The organism is Congregibacter sp. (assembly GCF_047617445.1).
Taxonomy (GTDB): domain Bacteria; phylum Pseudomonadota; class Gammaproteobacteria; order Pseudomonadales; family Halieaceae; genus Congregibacter.
In genome coordinates this window covers 19,997-34,968 of sequence record NZ_JBLGBE010000031.1, presented here as the reverse complement: position 1 = coordinate 34,968, position 14,972 = coordinate 19,997, and the positions used below count along the sequence as shown (strand labels likewise).

Genomic DNA, 14,972 nt, shown 5'->3' with positions numbered 1-14,972 from the left:
CTTCAAGAAACACTTTGTGGCGACTTAAATGTGCTTCCTGATGCCGTTGGTCGAACTCGGCGGCGCGCATCATGCGCTCCTCTTCCCCAGAGTGGTGCTTGGTGTAGCTAAACAACTGCTGGATGATCGATGGAACTTCCGTGGCATCAGCTACGTCCGATGAAATGGCATCGCCAAGCTCATTGATGAGGTCTACCAGCGTGTGGTGCTGCTGATCGACTTCGCCCCAGTGAAAAGATTCGATAGCACTGTACCGCTCAATTATTGCTCTTGAGCTAGTTTAGAGCGATTCTGGCGTCTGCCGAGAAGCAAACGCGTCTAAGTTGATGAGAATCACTATTTCAAGTAAAACAGACCGTGGAGTGCCCCGGACTCCTATAATGTAGGACTCAGACACAGTGCTTGAGCCGCAGCTACGCCAACCGTATAATCGCGCTGCCTTTTAGGACCATAGCTCAGTTGGTTAGAGCGCTACCTTGACATGGTAGAGGTCGGCGGTTCGAATCCGCCTGGTCCTACCAAAAATGCAAACCCCGCCGCAGGCGGGGTTTTGCGTTTTTGGAGTTGCAGGTTTGGATGGGGGCGGCTCCGGTTCGATAAATTCCGACTAAAGGAGGAATTTAGACGGAGGAGCGTAGCGACGCCGCCCCGAAGGGGGCACAACAGGCCCTAGCCTGTTGTGATCAATCCGCCTGGTCCTACCATCGGATTACCTACTATGAACAAACCCTAGCGCACGGTGAAGCAGCGCTTAAAGCGCTTAATCCGGGTACGCGTGTGATGGGCGAAGAATTTCTGGTCGATCTCTATCAGGCAACTAAAATCTGGAACTACACCCCGCAAAGAGCTACTTATGATGAGTTACTGTCAGTAGGCATCGCGAACGCCATCCCGGATGTACAGATTCGGAGTCGGCTAGCGAACTACTATTTGGGATTGCAAAACTCGAAAGAGGTTCAACAAGAAAGAGTGGCCTTTCGCCAAAACATCAGACGTTACATGCCGCATATTGTTCAAAAAGTCGTGTGCGATCGAACGACTACTTGTGGCCGGTAGCTGCAACAGAATAACGGGATTCTGAAGGAAATGACTGGCCGCAATGAGGTGTTCAGGGACGAAAGCTATAAGTCCAAACGAGCGACTGTTCGTGTCTGATCTCACCTACGCACTCCACTTCGGTACGTTCAGCGGCCTCATGGCCGCTACGGTCGCGGGGCTACTAAACAGTCTCGCCACGGGCGCTGCCAAGCGTCTCATCGGCTACATCGACGGAAACACCTATTACCCCGGTGTGTTCTTTGTCGATCCCGTGGAACCCTCACGAATCAGCCGAGCAGGTGATCGATCAGTCGGAGGCCGATGTTCGCCACCAGGGGTTTCAGGCGCTCTATACGCCCAGCCGAGACTGTATCTATCTCCCACAACGGTCGTCGTTCCCGACGGCGGATGGCTACTACGCCCCGGCGCTCCACGAGCTGTCGCACTGGACAGGGCACAAGCCCCGTCTGGATCGTGACCTTGCGGGACGCTTTGGCTCAGAAGCCTACGCGGTGGAAGAACTGATCGCGGAGCTTAGCGCCGCGTTCCTATGCGCTCACTGCCGCATCCCCGGCCAGCTCCAGCACAGTCCATACATCGCCAGCTGGTTGAGGGTCCTTAAGTGCGACAAGCGCGCGATCTTCACTGCGGCAGCACAAGCCCAGAAGGCGGTGCGGATCACCGATCTTCGCCGTCTGTGAGTTGACACAACGGGAGGATCGTTCGATATGGTGTGGCGTGCGCTGTAGTGATGCATCCCACGGCATCAGCGAAAAGAGGACAGCATTGGCATTTCTAAATTCCAGGGTAATCCGACCATCTTTGACGTTACTGGATATATTGACGAGGCAGTTAAATCCGAATCGCAAATTAGTTGGTCTGTACGACGGCATGCGCAAGACATAACTGTCGGCGACGAAGTGTTTGTATGGCGCTCGGCGGGGCAGGATAAGGGCACTGCAGGTGTAGTCGCCTACGCTCACCGAGGCCCAGAGTCGGAGACTGAAGCGATTGGTATTGCGGACTGGGGTCGACTGGGACAGGCGCGATAGTGTTGCGGGACTATGGCCGTACAACGCTCTCGGTGGCGGTGAAATCACAAAAAGCCAGATTCTGAAGCCGCCCGTCTCGCCGTTCAAATGGGCCGCGCCGTTACAGGTGTTTACAACAAGGTGATGAGTTTTCGTCACATTGACCCACGTGACGAGCGAGCTGGAATGTCAGGCGGCGGCGATATGGTGCGCGAAGTTTGGGCGCGCCAAGGAAAGGCGCAGCGCCCGGCCCTCGGTAGGCCATCCGTCCTGATCGACCTAATTCAGTCAGGTGGGATGAACGATATTTCTTAGATCAGAGCATTGCGACCGAGAAAACTGCCAGCGTTCCGGATACCTCGTTGCTCACAAGCAGCAGCGCCTCGCCTGAGGGGCTGTCAGATGCAGGAATGAACTTTATGTCTTCCGGCCCAAGGTCACCAACGGTCTCGATGTCATCTTCTGCGTCGAGGGAGAAGTCGCGCATGTTGATGTATTGAACGAAGCTCGCCGCATTCGGATTGCTAACGTTGTAGACCATTACCCCGCCCACGCGTTCAAGGCCGATGAACGCGTAGAAGTTTCCGTCGATCTCGGCAATCTCCACGGCCTCCGGTTCTGGGCCTTTGTCGTCCGACCGGTCGTCGCCTTCGTTGTCGTCGTTGCTGGCATTGAAGCTTTCACCCAGCTGGTTTGCGGTAATCACTTCGAAGTCATTACCGCTATCGAATACTGGGCGAAGCGTGGCGACATCCCAGATAGTGAACGACCGTGCGCCGAAGCTATACAGGTTCTCGTACGCACAGTCCGCGCCCGGTTGTCCAGTGGTTGCCAGGCTAGCGCAGGTGCCTGTGACACCTAGATCTGTAATGACCTTCAGTCTACCCAGGTTTGCATCGTCTTCGAAGTCATTACCCAGTCGGGTCACCAGGTTGGGGGCGAACGTGGCGCCTGTGTCCGCGATGTCACCGATGCGGATCTCATCGAGATAGTGAAAGCAGTCGCCGTCATCGAAATCGAAGCCACCGGCAGCTGTGCATGCCACTGCGTCATCTTCGTCCGTTAGATACTCTCGACCGTCACCTTCGTTGGCGGTGATAAGGTAAAGCGAACCGTTGATCTCGTAGGTATCGATCGCATCAGGCATGTATGCGCCAAAAACGCTCCAACTTTTTATATTAACGCCACCGTCCCGGTTACTGGCATCAATCTCATTCCCAGGGATGCCGTAGTTCTTAAAGCCGATCCCGGTGATGGAGAGTACTTCAGCCTCCGCTACGTCAATAACGGCGACAGAGTTATTCTCTTGCATAACTACAAATGCCAATGTGGAATCCGGTGAGAAAGCGATGTACTCAGGTTCCATATCTGCTGCAACGCTCGAGGCCTTGGCTGCAACCCGCACAGGCCCTGTTAATGATTTGGATCCGCCGGCGTTAAACTCCGAGAAGCCGGCAATTTGCGCTGTTAGACCGGTAAAGCCACCGGACACATCAATCACCGAGACGCTGCCTTCCGGGTCTACGCTGTAGTCGCCATTTGGCTCTCCCTCATTAGCGTTCAGCACGTAGTTTCCATCAGGCGTGAAGCCCACCATATCAGGTAGTGCGCCCACCTCGACCGCCGATAGGAATGTGCCGTCCGTTTGATAAAAAGCAATATAGCCGTTGGACTGAATTGTGTCGGCTGCTACTGCGACAGCTATGTTGTTTCCCGAAACCGCCACGCCGTTGACGTCACCCATGTCGACACCGGCGACGGCCGCTTCTACGTCTGCAGCGACATCGATGGAGCCTGTGATCGTCGGTAAGCTCGGCGCACTAAGATCCACGATGTCGATGGTCCCGCTGCTGGAATTTACGATGAATGCGCTCGACGTCAACGGATCGTAGGCCACAATCTCTGCCGCGGATTCATCGAAGTTGTTCGGTATTGCTGGCGTTCTACCAAGAAAGGAAAGCGCAATCGAAGCACCCGCATTCTCACCATTAGCGCCGGGCGCACCATCCACACTAGGAGCGCCATCCATGCCGTCAGCGCCGTCTCTCCCATCATCGCCATCACACGCGGCGAGACCTAAAATCATAGTGATGGTACCCATCGCGGCAAGCAGCTTGTGCAGAGTCATTGCGAGTCCTTTTAAAAAGTGTAATCGAAGTCGCTTATGTTGGAGGCGGTATGTGACGGATAGATTTAGGGAAAGTGAATCTTCGGTGAAGTTTTTTTGAAGGATTTGTGACGTGTTGTTGAGTGCCAGGTACTGCCCCTGAGCCCCGCAATAGAAGGGCGTATGAGTATTAGGAATAGAGTCCTGAATTCAAGGACGCGGCTAGTCCGTCTCAGGCGTGATCGCCAATGACACGAGAAACCTATCACTGAGTGAACTGCCAGATTTTTTCGAGATCACAAAAAATTCATGTGACTAACGATGTTCTGCAATAGACGGCCCCTAAGCTGCGCACCAGGCTCGAGGACTCGTTTATGTATAAGCACATCAATGTCAACGGTTTGGAAAAGCAACGTCTGCGCAATTCAATAGAGGAAGAGGTCCGGCGGTTTCTGGAGAATGGCGGCAGCATCACGGTCCTCGACGGTCCGGATAGCGAGCGCGGCCGCTATCGCGGGAGTACGTGGCGCGGCGACAGCGACGCTTTTCAGCTGATGACTGAAACGCCATGCTGAACGTACAGCGCACGCTCGAAACACGCTATCCGGATTTCTTTGAACGTCATCGTCGCACGGCGCAGACCCTGAGCCGATTCCTGGGCTTTCTCTTCTACGAAACGCGATTTCAGAATTTCTCAAAACAGTACCCGCACCTCCAGGGCTTCGAATTTATCGATCAAGTACTACGTTATTTTAATTTCGACCTGCGATTAACGGAGTCGGAGCGCGCACGCATACCTTCTTCGGGCAGCGTGGTCATCGCCGCCAACCATCCCATCGGTTCCTTGGACGGTCTTGCGCTTCTCAATCTGGTGCGCAGCGTTCGCCCGGACGTAAAGGTTGTTGCCAATGACTTGCTAACGGCCATCGGTCCCTTGCTTCCCGTACTGCTTCCCGTGATCAACATGGGCGCAGGCAGTGGCACCGCGCGGGACGCGCTGCGTGCCATCAAGGCGCACCTACAGGGCGAGGGCGCACTGATCATCTTCCCCGCCGGAGAGGTGTCGCGCCTCGGCGCCAAGGGCGTACGCGACTGCGAGTGGCAGAGCGGGTTTGTGAAGCTTGCTCGCAGTACCCAATCACCGATCCTTCCGGTCTACGTGGCCGGCAGGAACTCTCTGTTCTTCTACAGCCTCTCGGCCCTGGCCAAACCCCTGTCGACGATCTGGCTGGTGCGGGAGATGTTCAAGCAAAGCCACAATACCATCGATGCGCGTATCGGTCGGCCCGTCCCCTACGATGTTTATTCGGCGAACGGATTTTCGGCCCGGCAGCTGGCCCGCATGTTCCGCAAGCACGTGTACCGGCTGGGCACGCGCGGTCGGCCCATCTTCCGCTCCGTCGAAACTGTGGCAGCCGCAGAGAACCGCGTGCTCCTGCGTCAGGAACTTGCGGCGGCTCAGCGCCTGGGTGACACCCGCGATGGCAAGGGGATCTTCCTGTGCCGCATGGACAGCGCCCCCTGTGTCATGCGTGAGATCGGCCGCCTTCGCGAGATGACTTTTCGCACCGTGGGCGAGGGCTGTGGCCAGCCCCGGGACATAGACCGATTTGATCGCCACTATGAACAGCTGGTGCTTTGGGACGATCACGACATGGAGATCGTCGGTGCCTATCGCCTCGTCGATGCGGGGCGCGTTATTGCACAGCAGGGCGTCCAGGGTCTCTACTCGCACACGTTGTTTGACTACGGCCCGGCGGTTTTGTCAAAAATCTCCCAGGGCCTTGAGATGGGCCGCAGCTTTGTGCAACCTCGCTATCAGACGCGCCACAGCCTCGATTATCTGTGGTTTGGCATCGGAGCTTATATCAAGGCCAATCCGCATATTCGCTACCTGTTCGGTCCCGCGTCCATCAGTCGTTTCTATGGCACCCAGTCCACGGCGCGCCTCGTTTACTACTTCGGTTGTCACTACAGTGGTGCAGATTTGGACGTTACGCCCCGCACGCCCTTTGTGATACCGGATGAGATCGACGCCACCCTGCGCGCGGAATTTACCGGCGTCGATGCCGATGAAGACTTCAAATGCCTGCGTCAGAGCCTCGCTGCGGCAGGGCTGCCGCTACCCACCCTCTATAAACACTACTCGCAAGCCACGTCGCCGGATGGTGTCGCGTTCACGGCGTTCAACGTCGACCGCGACTTCGGTGATTGCGTTGACAGCTTCGTCATCGCCGATCTTCACAAGCTGACGCCGCGCAAGCGGCAACGTTACCTGGCATAGATCCGGGTACGGATATCAAATCCTGGCTTTAGGAGATCTCGCGATGCAAGCTTTCACCCCGGACGGCCCCGTATGCTGTCGCACCCTCTGGATATCTGACGTTCACCTCGGCAGCGTGCACTGCAAAGCTGAACCGCTCCTCGACCTCCTGGAACGGATCGAGTGCCAGAAACTCTACCTAGTCGGCGATATCGTAGACGTGTGGGCTATGACAAAACGGGTGCACTGGCCCGAGTCGCACACTAAGGTTCTGCGTAAGATTATGGAAATCTCCCGCGGCCATACGGAGGTGGTGTACATTCCGGGCAATCACGATGCAAGCTTCCGCGAATTTTGTGGTGCCGACTTTGGCAATATCCGCATCCGCGAACACGAGATTCACGAGACCGGCCTGGGCAAGCGTATGCTCGTGAGTCACGGCGACGAGCTGGACTACGCCGTGCGCTACAGCCGCCTGAACCGTTTTATCGGAGACATAGCCTACGAGCTGTTGATGTGGGTGAATCGGTGCATCAACCAGCTTCGGGAGTCTGCGGGCAGGCCCTACTGGTCTCTGGCGAAATGGGTCAAGGTGAATGTTTCCCAGGCCGAGGCGGCAATAACCGCCTATCAGCACGCGGCGGTAAATATGGTTCGTGACATGGGGCTAGACGGCATCATATGCGGACACCTCCACTATCCTACGGTGGAACAGTTCGACGATGTGCTGTATTGCAACGACGGTGACTGGGTCGAGAACTGTACGGCCCTTATCGAGGACTTCAGTGGCGAGCTGCGGCTCATCAGTGGTCTTGATCTGCGGTCACCGTCGCTCGAACTGGTCTACCCGCAGGCCGCCTGAGCTTGCAGATCCGCGTAGCGTAACCCGGTCCAGTCCTGGCGCAGCAGGTTTTCCAGGCAGTCGGCGAGGAGCAGCTCCGGGTCCCGGGGATGGATGCCGATGCGCACGGGCAGCCCTCGCCGGCGTCCGTAGCCACACCGGAGCCGGTTCATGGTGTGCAGGAAGCCGGCGCGGAATCGGGTATCCGCTTCGAAGCCGACGAGAGGTAGGCGGCGGAACAGCCAGCGGCCATCGGTGCCGCGCAGGTGCACGCCGCCCAGCGTTTCAACGCAGTCGTAGGGCAGAGCGGGAAGATGCTGAGTGCCCATGCCCAGGGCCCAGGCGGGCGGTACGTAAGCCGTCGGCGTGTTCAACCCTGCCTCGCCGAACCAGTCCCGGGCCCGGCGCATAAGGTCTCCTATACCGTGGCAGTCCAACGCGAGGTGCTCCGCGACGTTGCGTGACAGAAGCGCTGCATGCACCCGGTGCCAGAGCCGGCTGGGTCGCGTTTCATGATGCCACCCATGGGCGAGGAGCTCGCAGCCGTCGCGCTGCCACTGACGTACGCGCGCGATTTTTACAGGACTCCAGTCCCGTCCGGGGACAACCAGCAGCGCCGGTGGACTCCAGCCGTGGGCCGCCACACGTTGCAGGATGCTTTCCGTCTGCTCGAGGGTTTCCGGCATGACGTCGTGGACCGATAGTAGGGCCGGGGGTGCGTCCGTCATGCCCGTGCCAGGCCCCATGATGCCAATTGCTTGTGCAGCAGGGTCAGCCAGTGATCCACGGTCTGCTGATTGAGGGTCAGGGCGACTTCCCGCGCGCTGGAAGACTTTTCCTGCCAGTCTTCCGGCGTCAGTTCGAGGAGGGTCTGGAGCTGCCCCGTGACAGCTTCTGGTCCAACCATGGAGAACATGCCGGGTCGCAGCGTTGGCCAGCTGTGGATCCCGGCCGTGGCGGACACCAGCGCAGGCCTGCCGCGGGCCATGGCTTCCAGGGCAATGGAGCCGAAGGTTTCGAAGGTTGATGGAAGCAGCAGCAGACTGGCGTCGTCGAGAGTCTTGACCAGAGTGGCGCGATCAAGCCAGCCGGTAAAGCGGATGTTGCCAATGCCCGCCGCCTGAGCTTCGAGCACACTGCGCAGGGGGCCTTCGCCGCAGATGACAAATTCCAGCTGCGGCAGGGACCGTGCCGCGCTGATGATCTGTTCCACGTTTTTCTCCGGCGCCAGACGCCCTGCAAAACAGACGCGGCGCAGCTTCTCGGGAATACGCGGTGGTGTCGTGTCCAGAAACTCGCGGGACAGGGGTGTACCGATCACTTCAATGTCCCGCGCGCCGAGTCGGCGGACCTGGCTCTCAAGGTCAGCGTTGTTGATAAGCACGCAGCGACTGCGTCGGCAGAGGAGCCGGTTGGCAGTACCGACCACTAGGTTGACCAGCGAACGGAAAATGGGGTTCGGCCAGTACATGCGGGCAAGCTGTTCAAAATCCGTGTGGAAAGCGCTGATAAGAACTGCGTTGTGGCGGCGCGCCTCCCAGGCGCCGAGAAGCCCGTAGAGCCCAGGTGTCACGGCGACCACGATATGCGGGCGTAGCGCATCGCAGCGTCGGCGAATGTTTCGGATGGGCGGTGCAACAAGACGCTGCCCGGGGTCGCCGGGCATGGGGATGCTCACACGCGGTGCCGCGACTCCCGCACCGGGCTGGAAGACTTCTATGGCTTCCACGCGCGGCGCAAGCTGCGGCAGCAGATCATGGTAATAAGCGCCGGTGCCGTTGCGTTCGGGGAAGGCGTCGGAAAAGAACGCTATCCGTAAAGCTGTGTCGGGAGGCGCCACGGCGCTATCCAGGGGTTGCTGCAGGGCACTCATCGCTGCATCAGCGCCTGGCGGCTCAGGGAGGAATAGGCTTCCCAGAGGGTGGCGTCCAGGGATTCGCCCTCAAGGTGATAGCGGCCGGGATCGTGGCGGTGCGGCGGCGCAGTGGCGGTGGACGACTCGCCGACGTTTTCCGGCCTTTCCCGTCCGAGGCGAAGATAGATTTGATCGAGGGCCCTATCGCTGTGCCGGGCCATCCACTCCTGATCAATCACTAACGATTGGCTATGGCGTGCGAAGAGCTCGAGATCCATGAACCAGCGCGCGTAGTAGTGCCGGAACAGGCGCGGCAGTTCCTCACCCTTAGGGTCCGTGCCGAAGAACAACCTCGCTGGTTGCAAGGAAGATAGCTGCGAGGATATGGCGTGCAGGGGTTCGCGAATACACAGGACCATGATGGCGTCGGGATATCGCGCTTGCAGCGCGTCGGCCCAGCTGGCAAACGCGGCGTTCTTGGACAGCAACTGCCGTCCACCATGGGCATAGACATGGCGCTGCATGAGAGCGTGGTAGTGGTCAATCAACCGCCCGCGGCGACCCTCGAACAAGGTGCTGAAATCACCAAGGGCCGCGAGGGGTGTCGAAGCGGGGAAGGCAAGGGAGGCGAAAAAGCAGCCGGCGGCGGGAAGCAGGGCCAAGTAGTCCTCCTCGGCTGCGTCAAGGCTAACTGCGTGAATAGCCTCCAGGTTCCGACCGCCGCGCTTCACCAACCAACGCAGCATGTGCGCGAGAGGTGCTCCCAGGCGCTTGTCGAAGGCAATGAGGGTGCGGATCAGGTAGCGCTGACACAGCGATGGGGCAAGAAGAAGCTCCCAGGTGGTTGTCGTGGTGAAAGCTGCGTCGTTGGCGAGGGCCCGGTGCAGAAACGTCGTGCCGCTGCGCGGTACGCCGAGCACAAATACGGGCTGCCGTATCGGCTGGCGACGAAAGGCCGGAAAAAAGACGTGATCGAGGGCCAGACACGCCCAGTGCAGCAGCTGCACGGCCATAAACAGGGGAAACACCAGCAACAGTGCGATGCGCCTTGGTGTAAGGGGGGCAGCAGGTCTTTGCGTCCGCTGGAACGCGCCGAGCCACGCCCGGCTGTAGATTGCCATGGCCTCTAAAAACAGCCGCATCAGGCCGTTTCCACGCCCGTGTTCCAGGAATGCCATTGCCTCAACGGTCGCCGGGTCTCTTGCATACGGACACTCGCGCGGGGACGGTTGTAGGGGACGGACATGCCGCGACTATAGGTCTGGAATGTGACAGTGGTTTTACCGTTAGGGCTCTGTTAGTGAACTTTATATGACCGGTCACCGGGAATTCCGACGGTACTTCATAGAACCGCAACATGCCTGTCACAGTGCTCACGGAGACTCCATGCTCTGATGTTGTCTGGGAATCGTTTGTGTCTGACGAAGAAAAACCGGAGGCGCAGTGGGGTTGGGCTTCTCTGCGCTGGTTTGTCGTACTGAGCCTAGTTTATCTGCTACTGGTGGGTGTCGCCAGTATCGGCGGTGGCTTCAAATGGATATCCGGTGGCGCCGAGGGTGCGGCAGAGATTTTCCGCTTTGCCAGTAACCCTCTGGTGGGCGTGATCCTGGGAATCTTGGCCACGGCCCTGATTCAGTCCTCAAGCACTGTGTCTTCGGTGATCGTCGGTCTCGTGGCGGGGGGCGTCCCGGTGTCAGTTGCGATACCGATGATCATGGGTGCGAATATCGGGACTACCATCACCAATACGATCGTCAGTCTCGGGCATCTGCGGCACCGCCTTGCGTTTCGCCAGTCCTTTGAGGCAGCCACGGTTCACGACTTATTTAATCTATTCGCGGTCGCGATTTTTCTGCCCCTTGAGGTGTTGTTTCATCCTCTGGAGCGCAGTGCGCACTGGCTGGCCAGTTCATTGAATAGTATCGCAGGCGTCAGCTTTTCCGATGTGGATCCCATCTCTGCGGCAACGCAGCTTCCGGCAAAAATCCTGATGGCGGAGCTGGCAGATCTGCCCGGGCACAGCGGCGCCACGCTCACTATCGTCATCGGCGTGGCTCTGGTTATCGGCGCCGTACTGTTGCTCGGTGCCGTGTTGCGACGCTCGATGACGGGTCGTGCCAGAGGCATTATCACCGCTGCCATAGGCCGTGGTCCGCTGAGAAGCATCGCCTCTGGGACTATCGTGACCGTGCTTGTGCAATCTTCATCGACGACGACCAGCCTCGTGGTGCCGCTGGCGGGAGAGGGCGTCCTTACAACGCGACAGATTTATCCTTTCACGCTTGGTGCCAATATAGGTACATGCATCACCGCACTTCTCGCCGCGTTGGCGGCCAGCGGGGTTAATGCCATATTCGCCCTGGAAATTGCCCTTGTGCACCTCCTTTACAATGTGGCCGGCGTTATCCTGTTCATGAGCATTCCGTGGTTGCGGGAGCTACCGTTGCAAGCGGCCGCCATGCTCGGAGACTTGGTGGAGCGACGCCGCAGTTGGGCTCTCGCCTACCTGGGCGTCATCTTCTTTGCCCTGCCCGGCGCAGTGTTATCGGGTCAGATGCTGCTGCGCACGCCGTGCTCTGTAATCCCCCAGGCGATGACGGAACCGGACCCCCGCAGCACAGTGCTAGCCCCTGCTTCCATCGAGTGCGTTGTTGACGCCGTCGAGACTAGGGCATCAACATCGGGAGACGACGGTAGGGAGACCTTGCTCGAGGTGATCGACGAACAGTTGCTGAGTAGGCAGAAGTAATGATGAACGCGCAAGAACCCACGTTGACCCTGCTCTTTATATGCACGCATAACCGTTGCCGAAGCGTGTTGTGCGAGGCACTGGCAAGGCACCTGTCCCGGGGCCGGATTGCTGCGTTCAGTGCTGGCAGTCAGCCCAGCGGAGTCGTGCATCCCGAGACCCTGCGGCAGTTGCAAAAACGCGGCATCGATACGTGGGAACTGCGCAGCGAATCCTGGGATGCCTACGAAGATGTGTCGCCGGACGCGGTTATCACCGTTTGCGACAGCGCAGCGGGTGAGCAGTGCCCGGTATGGTTTGGGAAGAGCGTCAAAGTCCACTGGGGCCTTGCGGATCCTTCCCGCGTCGAGAGCAGCAGCAATGACCAGGCGACGGCCTTTGACGCCGTTATCACGACCATCGAGGAAAGACTCCGGCGCCTGCTCGAACTGGATTTCCGTGAGCTGGAGACGGGCGATGCATTGCGCGATGCTTTGCTTCACATTGCCCAGTAGAAGCAGCAAGCGTCGCTTTCTTAAAGTGGTACCTGAGTCTCTGGCCAAGCTTCACAAAAAATTCACATAGGACCCCTTGCAGGTCACTTTTTCGTCACATGACAGCTCTACAGTTTGCTTCATGCGCGTAATGGAAAACATTCAGGATTTCGATCGGCGATGGCTGCTTCTCCTCCAGCAGTCCCAGAGCTGGCTCGCTCTCCATTCCCGTATCATTTCGTACACGGCCGATGGCTATCTGTACGTACTGATCAGTGGGTTTGTGGTTCTCGCGGTGGGAACGGACAGCGTGTTTTTACCCCACACGCTTTTGGCCTTCGCGATTGAGCGGGTCGTCTACTGGGTCATGAAAAACAGCCTCAAGCGCAAGCGGCCGGCCGAGGCCCTGCCTGGTTTCAAAAGTCACATCATCGCGTCCGACGAATTCAGTTTTCCATCCGGTCACACGTCTGCGGCGTTTCTCTTCGTAACGCTGCTGGTCTTTCATTTTGGTCCCGCCCTCGTACTCGTTTATCCATGGGCCATGGCGGTTGCGATGTCACGGGTGTATCTCGGTGTTCATTTCCCAACCGATACTGTGATGGGCGCAGTACTTGGCAGCAGCATCGCATTTACCACGGCCACTCCGTTCTGCTAAGTACACACAGACTCGACCGAACCCGCTTATGAAAGTGTTGTATGGGGTACAGGGCACAGGTAACGGCCATTTGAGTCGTGCCCGCGCCATGGCCGCCGCCTTCGAGGGCAGCGATCTTGATGTGGATTTTCTGTTCAGCGGACGACCTGCGGACCGCTTCTTCGATATGACGTGCTTTGGAGGCTATCGCGTCCGCCAGGGCATGACCTTCGCGAATACTGAGGGTCGCGTCGATTATCTGCGCACGGTCCTGGGGAACAACTACTGGCATTTTTTTCGGGACGTGTTTTCCCTTGATCTGAGTTCCTACGACTATGTGATCACGGATTTCGAACCCGTAACCGCCTGGGCCGGGCGCCTCCGTCGCAAGACGGTTATCAGCATGGGGCATCAGCCCGCCTTTGATCACCCAGTCCCGGTGGCAAATCGCGACCTTCGAACCTCTCTGGTCTTGAAGCTGTTCGCGCCGGGCAGCGTGCGAGTTGGAATGCACTGGGATAAGTATGACGCACCGATCCTGCCACCGCTGCTCTATGAGGCTCCGGGTCCGGTAATCAAGGAGGACCGTAAGGTACTCGTCTACCTGCCCTTTGAATCTCAGGAGAAGGTCCACGAACTGCTGTCGCAGCTCACGGACTTCGAGTTCTATATTTATGCCCCTGGCTCTGTGCACCGCACCATGGGTAATCTACATATGCGTCCGACGTCGTTGACGGGCTTTCGGACGGATCTTCACGATTGTGAGGCGGTGATTTGTAATGCCGGCTTTGAGCTGCCCAGCGAATGTCTGTCGCTGGGTAAGCGCCTGTTGGTAAAACCTCAGGGGCGCCAGATGGAGCAGGCTTCAAATGCCCTCGCCCTGCGCCAGCTCGGTTACGGGGCTGCTGTGGAGGAGCTGGATGCCGCAACAATTCGGGACTGGTTAGAGCACAAATCACCAGTGCCGCGCATGAAATTTCCCGACGTGGCAAAGGCCATCGCGCGTTGGCTGGAGGCCGGGGATTTCGGGGAACTCGCGCTCCATGCCTTGTCTGACAATCTGTGGCGGCAGGTTGACGTTTTCTTCGAGCCCCAAGCACAGACTGATTAACGCCATATTAAGATTAGGACGCTCTCGCTGATCCTGTCGATAAGACCTGCTGATTTGCCGTGGTTTCAGGCTATTGCCCCTAAATTTGTTTTCGTGGCACTGAGCACGCGATTCAAATCGGTTCATTCCTGAGAGGATGCATGCAACAGCTCATGCCATGCAGTTTTCAATGGCTTCCCCCTAGTTGAATCCTTCAGACTGAAATCCTTTCGAGCGAAAAGCGGCAAGAGCCTTGCCCGCTCTATGTGGGATGGCTCAGGTGGCGCTCAGGTCGGTGTTATCAGCAACGGCTGAGTCGGTGTTTCCTGTTCTTTCAGGCACAGGTCAGTCAGCGCGATTCCGTCCTGAATCTCTATCTTTCGGAATGGACAAGAGTGGTGCAGCGGATTGATTGGCACCAAGTCAAAAATGAGCGTTAAGAGTTTGTGGAGCCTCAGATTCAACGGTTTAAGGATGAGGGTTGTGTGGGGCTGTTTCCGGGGCGGGCATGAGACATCCCAGCTCTAGCCACCTTCTGAACTTGCTAGCGCGTCCATACGCTCAGCCAATCTCAGATCGAGTTCACTGAGGCCGCCGGTATCATGGGTCGTCAGCGTCACATCAACCGTCCTGTAAACGTTGAACCATTCTGGGTGGTGGTTAAGTTTCTCTGCAACAATCGCAACCGATGTCATCCAGCCAAAAGCCTCGACGAAATTACGGAACTTATAGGTTTTTTTGGCATGCGCATCTGCCACCTCCCAGCCAGCAGAGGCCAATGCGTTGCGTCCTGCGTCAGTTAACTCGGTACTCATTGTTGCTCCTATGAATTAAAGCCACCACCCGGTTAGCGGCACCATTCAACATTTATTGACGTTGAATTAGGTG

The 14,972-nt window shown here is 57.8% G+C and carries 14 protein-coding genes and 1 tRNA gene; 9 read left to right on the top strand and 6 right to left on the bottom strand.

Annotated features, from left to right (window positions below; genetic code table 11):
• Positions 1–244: hemerythrin domain-containing protein (locus ACI9KD_RS09305; protein ID WP_414980892.1), on the bottom strand; the 244-nt coding region annotated here is incomplete at its 3' end.
• Between the two features lie 200 nt (positions 245–444).
• Between ACI9KD_RS09305 and ACI9KD_RS09300 the strand changes: the two genes are divergently transcribed.
• Positions 445–521 (top strand) — tRNA-Val (locus ACI9KD_RS09300).
• Positions 522–1,298: 777 nt separating this feature from the next.
• Entirely contained in the window at positions 1,299–1,739 is a 441-nt protein-coding gene (locus ACI9KD_RS09295; RefSeq protein WP_414980891.1) for a zincin-like metallopeptidase domain-containing protein, read from the top strand.
• A gap of 646 nt (positions 1,740–2,385) precedes the next feature.
• Here ACI9KD_RS09295 and ACI9KD_RS09290 read toward each other — a convergent pair.
• Positions 2,386–4,197, bottom strand: coding sequence for a choice-of-anchor I family protein (locus ACI9KD_RS09290; protein ID WP_414980890.1), 1,812 nt, complete (start codon positions 4,195–4,197; stop codon positions 2,386–2,388).
• A 353-nt stretch (positions 4,198–4,550) separates the two neighbouring features.
• On the opposite strand from ACI9KD_RS09290, the gene ACI9KD_RS09285 reads away from it, so the two are divergent.
• Genes ACI9KD_RS09285 through ACI9KD_RS09275 form a run of 3 tightly spaced genes read left to right on the top strand, consistent with a single transcriptional unit; the run spans position 4,551 to position 7,301 of the window.
• Entirely contained in the window at positions 4,551–4,751 is a 201-nt protein-coding gene (locus tag ACI9KD_RS09285) for a hypothetical protein (RefSeq protein ID WP_414980889.1), read from the top strand.
• Entirely contained in the window at positions 4,745–6,460 is a 1,716-nt protein-coding gene (locus tag ACI9KD_RS09280) for a lysophospholipid acyltransferase family protein (RefSeq protein ID WP_414980888.1), read from the top strand. The genes ACI9KD_RS09285 and ACI9KD_RS09280 overlap by 7 nt, the downstream gene beginning before the upstream one ends.
• A gap of 43 nt (positions 6,461–6,503) precedes the next feature.
• Positions 6,504–7,301 (top strand): UDP-2,3-diacylglucosamine diphosphatase, encoded by a 798-nt coding sequence (locus tag ACI9KD_RS09275; protein WP_414980887.1) that lies wholly within the window; start codon positions 6,504–6,506, stop codon positions 7,299–7,301.
• Here ACI9KD_RS09275 and ACI9KD_RS09270 read toward each other — a convergent pair.
• Genes ACI9KD_RS09270 through ACI9KD_RS09260 form a run of 3 tightly spaced genes read right to left on the bottom strand, consistent with a single transcriptional unit; the run spans position 7,283 to position 10,313 of the window.
• A complete protein-coding gene (locus tag ACI9KD_RS09270; protein ID WP_414980886.1) occupies positions 7,283–8,008 on the bottom strand; it encodes a polysaccharide deacetylase family protein in 726 nt (241 codons plus the stop codon). The two genes, ACI9KD_RS09275 and ACI9KD_RS09270, sit on opposite strands and share 19 nt — an antisense overlap.
• The gene (locus ACI9KD_RS09265; protein ID WP_414980885.1) at positions 8,005–9,153 is read right to left on the bottom strand and encodes a glycosyltransferase; all 1,149 of its coding nucleotides are present in this window, start codon (positions 9,151–9,153) and stop codon (positions 8,005–8,007) included. The genes ACI9KD_RS09270 and ACI9KD_RS09265 overlap by 4 nt, the downstream gene beginning before the upstream one ends.
• Positions 9,150–10,313, bottom strand: coding sequence for a sulfotransferase (locus tag ACI9KD_RS09260; RefSeq protein ID WP_414980884.1), 1,164 nt, complete (start codon positions 10,311–10,313; stop codon positions 9,150–9,152). Before ACI9KD_RS09260 ends, ACI9KD_RS09265 begins: the two co-directional genes overlap by 4 nt.
• A gap of 179 nt (positions 10,314–10,492) precedes the next feature.
• On the opposite strand from ACI9KD_RS09260, the gene ACI9KD_RS09255 reads away from it, so the two are divergent.
• From ACI9KD_RS09255 to ACI9KD_RS09240, 4 genes are all read left to right on the top strand, one after another.
• Positions 10,493–11,884 (top strand): Na/Pi symporter, encoded by a 1,392-nt coding sequence (locus ACI9KD_RS09255; RefSeq protein WP_414980883.1) that lies wholly within the window; start codon positions 10,493–10,495, stop codon positions 11,882–11,884.
• Entirely contained in the window at positions 11,884–12,378 is a 495-nt protein-coding gene (locus ACI9KD_RS09250) for an arsenate reductase ArsC (RefSeq protein WP_414980882.1), read from the top strand. The genes ACI9KD_RS09255 and ACI9KD_RS09250 overlap by 1 nt, the downstream gene beginning before the upstream one ends.
• A 130-nt stretch (positions 12,379–12,508) precedes the next feature.
• Entirely contained in the window at positions 12,509–13,015 is a 507-nt protein-coding gene (locus tag ACI9KD_RS09245) for a phosphatase PAP2 family protein (RefSeq protein WP_414980881.1), read from the top strand.
• A 28-nt stretch (positions 13,016–13,043) separates the two neighbouring features.
• On the top strand, positions 13,044–14,105 hold the full coding sequence (locus ACI9KD_RS09240; protein WP_414980880.1) for an MJ1255/VC2487 family glycosyltransferase: 1,062 nt from the start codon (positions 13,044–13,046) through the stop codon (positions 14,103–14,105).
• A 503-nt stretch (positions 14,106–14,608) separates the two neighbouring features.
• Here the strand turns inward: ACI9KD_RS09240 and ACI9KD_RS09235 are convergent.
• Positions 14,609–14,899, bottom strand: coding sequence for a 4a-hydroxytetrahydrobiopterin dehydratase (locus ACI9KD_RS09235; RefSeq protein WP_414980879.1), 291 nt, complete (start codon positions 14,897–14,899; stop codon positions 14,609–14,611).
• Positions 14,900–14,972 lie beyond the last annotated feature (73 nt).

Bases quoted from the DNA above. Each gene is read 5' to 3' on its own strand.
- ACI9KD_RS09235 (WP_414980879.1), bottom strand. From the start codon at position 14,899: ATGAGTACCGAGTTAACTGACGCAGGACGCAACGCATTGGCCTCTGCT.
- ACI9KD_RS09265 (WP_414980885.1), bottom strand. From the start codon at position 9,153: ATGAGTGCCCTGCAGCAACCCCTGGATAGCGCCGTGGCGCCTCCCGAC.
- ACI9KD_RS09280 (WP_414980888.1), top strand. From the start codon at position 4,745: ATGCTGAACGTACAGCGCACGCTCGAAACACGCTATCCGGATTTCTTT.
- ACI9KD_RS09290 (WP_414980890.1), bottom strand. From the start codon at position 4,197: ATGACTCTGCACAAGCTGCTTGCCGCGATGGGTACCATCACTATGATT.
- ACI9KD_RS09260 (WP_414980884.1), bottom strand. From the start codon at position 10,313: ATGGCATTCCTGGAACACGGGCGTGGAAACGGCCTGATGCGGCTGTTT.
- ACI9KD_RS09255 (WP_414980883.1), top strand. From the start codon at position 10,493: ATGCCTGTCACAGTGCTCACGGAGACTCCATGCTCTGATGTTGTCTGG.
- ACI9KD_RS09285 (WP_414980889.1), top strand. From the start codon at position 4,551: ATGTATAAGCACATCAATGTCAACGGTTTGGAAAAGCAACGTCTGCGC.
- ACI9KD_RS09250 (WP_414980882.1), top strand. From the start codon at position 11,884: ATGATGAACGCGCAAGAACCCACGTTGACCCTGCTCTTTATATGCACG.
- ACI9KD_RS09270 (WP_414980886.1), bottom strand. From the start codon at position 8,008: ATGACGGACGCACCCCCGGCCCTACTATCGGTCCACGACGTCATGCCG.
- ACI9KD_RS09240 (WP_414980880.1), top strand. From the start codon at position 13,044: ATGAAAGTGTTGTATGGGGTACAGGGCACAGGTAACGGCCATTTGAGT.
- ACI9KD_RS09245 (WP_414980881.1), top strand. From the start codon at position 12,509: ATGGAAAACATTCAGGATTTCGATCGGCGATGGCTGCTTCTCCTCCAG.
- ACI9KD_RS09275 (WP_414980887.1), top strand. From the start codon at position 6,504: ATGCAAGCTTTCACCCCGGACGGCCCCGTATGCTGTCGCACCCTCTGG.